Annotated in this window: 2 protein-coding genes and 2 pseudogenes; 3 read left to right on the top strand and 1 reads right to left on the bottom strand. The window is 62.1% G+C overall.

Features of this window, described 5'->3' with window-relative positions:
* The 3 genes and pseudogenes from ATN37_RS00175 to istB form a co-directional block, all read left to right on the top strand.
* Positions 1–183: hypothetical protein (locus tag ATN37_RS00175; protein WP_218694583.1), on the top strand; the 183-nt coding region annotated here is incomplete at its 5' end.
* 289 nt (positions 184–472) lie between these two features.
* Positions 473–1,293, top strand: a pseudogene (locus ATN37_RS00170) (IS21 family transposase); the annotation flags it as partial.
* A pseudogene (gene istB / locus ATN37_RS00165) lies at positions 1,290–1,963 on the top strand (IS21-like element helper ATPase IstB); the annotation flags it as partial. The pseudogenes ATN37_RS00170 and istB, both read left to right, overlap by 4 nt.
* A 343-nt stretch (positions 1,964–2,306) precedes the next feature.
* Here istB and ATN37_RS00160 read toward each other — a convergent pair.
* On the bottom strand, positions 2,307–2,624 hold the full coding sequence (locus tag ATN37_RS00160; protein WP_011331594.1) for a helix-turn-helix transcriptional regulator: 318 nt from the start codon (positions 2,622–2,624) through the stop codon (positions 2,307–2,309).
* Between the last annotated feature and the right edge of the window lie 51 nt (positions 2,625–2,675).

Genomic DNA, 2,675 nt, shown 5'->3' with positions numbered 1-2,675 from the left:
GTGAGCACGGGCGTACCTTCCCGCCAGCGTTGGCGCGCTGGACTTGATCAGAATCCTGTTCGTGTACAGATCATCATCCGGGAAGGTGCGTCCTCCCGGGATCCACAGGTTTCGATCATTCCTCCCTGGACGCTCTCAAATCTGGTGACGGTCATCGGCGCACCTCTCTGCAAATTCATGTGAAGAACGGACAATGTGGACCGCTGCTCGTGAAGGGCGAGGTTCGATGCGCACAGCGCCGAACATGTCTGCGCCGCGTCCGGGACCGATCCGTTCTGGAGTCAGGCTGAGCCAATTGTTGGCTAATCAGAAGGGTGAGTGCGCACCGAGAATGCCCTACCGATGTGTTTCTGCAGCTCAACAGACTCAGAGTCTTGTCCGGACCGGACGCATTCTGGCGTAACACCGGACGCAGCCTGAGGTGCAATTATGAGTTGAGTCTCATTCGTTTGGAACTGTCCAACGGTCGGAGTACTCGCGGTTCATCTCGGCGGTGATGATCCCGTCCAGACAAGGTGGCGACTCTTGTCTGGGATGTGGGAACTGATCTCCGGGTTGGGTAAGGTCCCGAAAACGCTGGTGTGGGACCGAGAATCAGCAATCGGAGGCACCGGGAAGATCACCACACCTGCTGCTGCGTTCGCCGGAACGTTAGCGACTCGGATCCAGTTGGCTCCACCGCGGGACCCGGAGTACAAGGGCATGGTCGAACGCGCCAACGGCTACCTGGAAACTTCGTTTCTACCCGGCCGGACGTTCACCTCACCGCCTGATTTCAACGCCCAACTCCGTGACTGGCTCACACGAGCGAATACTCGCACCGTGCGGGCGATCGGTGGCCGACCTGTCGATCTGCTCGCCACCGACGTGGCGGCGATGATCGAACTGCCACCGGTCATTCCGGCGATCGGACTCACTCACCGGATCCGGTTGGCGCGGGATTACTACGTGCGTGTCGACGGCGCCGACTATTCGATCGATCCACGAGTGATCGGCCGGTTCGTCGATGTGAGCGCCAGCCCCACCCGCGTGGTGGCCCGCTGCAACGACCAGATCGTTGCCCGCCACGACCGTTCATGGGCGAAACACGTGGTCGTCACCGATCCTGATCACGTCGATACTGCGGCGCAACTGCGCCGCGGACTGGCGGACGAACGGCGCCGCCGCACGGCAGCGGCCACACGCCGGCACATCGACGGGCACCCCGTCTCGTTGCGGGCATTGCCAGATTACGACGCTCTGTTCGGCGTCGATCTCGAATCCACCCCGACAACAGTGAGGACCACATCATGACAACCGCAACCAAGAAGAAAGCCGCCGAGGCAGCCGCCTCGGCACCGCCAGCGGACGGAGTGCCGTCCCAGATCGCATATCTGACAAGAGTATTGAAGACTCCGACGATCGGACGAGTATGGGAAGAGCTCGCCGATCACGCCCGCGACGAGAACTGGTCACACGAGGAATACCTCGCAGCAGTATTGGGCCGCCAACTCGCCGATCGTGAGTCGGCGGGCACGATCATGCGAATCCGCACGGCGCACTTCCCAGCAGTGAAAACACTCGAAGACTTCAATCTCGACCACCTACCGTCGCTACGACGTGATGTGCTGGCGCACTTGGCGACTGGCATGTTCGTTCCCAAAGCGGAAAACGTCATCCTGCTCGGACCCCCGGGTATCGGCAAGACACACATCGCGATCGGACTCGGAGTCAAAGCCGCCTACGCCGGATATTCCGTCCTCTTCGACACTGCCAGCAACTGGATCACTCGGTTGAGCACCGCGCATCATGCCGGGCAACTCGAAACCGAACTCAAGAAGATCCGTCGTTACAAGCTGATCATCATCGACGAGGTCGGATACACCCCTTCGATCAGGACGCGGCGAACTTGTTCTTCCAGCTGATCGCCTCCCGATACGAGCAAGGCTCGGTCATGGTCACCTCCAACCTCCCGTTCGGGAAAGCGCACATGTTCGCGCGAATCTGTGCGTAGTGGCGCCGAAATTTCACGGGTTCGGCAGTCGGGTCGGGTCGACGAAGTCTGCCAGGTAGATCATGGCGGCCTCGGCGGTCATGCCGAAGGCCGCGGCCCCGGCACAACACGGCCTCCGCGAAGCGGACCTTGTGATCGCACTGCGCGCACCGGCGGGAACAAAGCACGCAACGACCTGTCTCGACGACCAGCACCCTACTGCGGCTGCAGTCAGGGCACGGTTGCTTGGCCGATGATGCCCACCGGTCCGCCGCACTCGACACAGTCACGCTGGCGTTTACCCATGTTCTGCAATGACTTCCAGGTCGGCGTGTCATATCGGCGGCAGCGAGCGGCCGCGGGCGTTGACGGCTTGGCGCTGCGTCGGCGCCGGTCGGATCGGCGGCTCGGCAGGACGCTCGACGGGAGTGGTGTCGATCTCGAACAAGTCGTCCGGAGTGCATTGCAAGGCAGTGCACAACGCGATCAGCGTCGTCATCTTGATCTGGGTGGGTTCCTTGGTGAACAGCGCCGACACCGACGCCGCCGACATCTCCAGCCCGGCTTTGTCTGCCAGCAGCCTGCGCAGCTCGGTCCCGGTCCACACTTCGCGTTGGGCCGCGGCCATCCGCAGTCGCCACTTGATCCTCACGCTCGCTCGTCCTCTCCGCTGAGCTCGGCCAGGGTGGTGGTCACCGCGCGC

It is taken from the genome of Rhodococcus sp. MH15 (genome assembly GCF_019266045.1).
Taxonomy (GTDB): Bacteria; Actinomycetota; Actinomycetes; order Mycobacteriales; family Mycobacteriaceae; genus Rhodococcus_F; species Rhodococcus_F qingshengii.
Note: the sequence above shows the minus strand (reverse complement) of the source record. Positions and strands in the feature narration are given on the sequence as shown.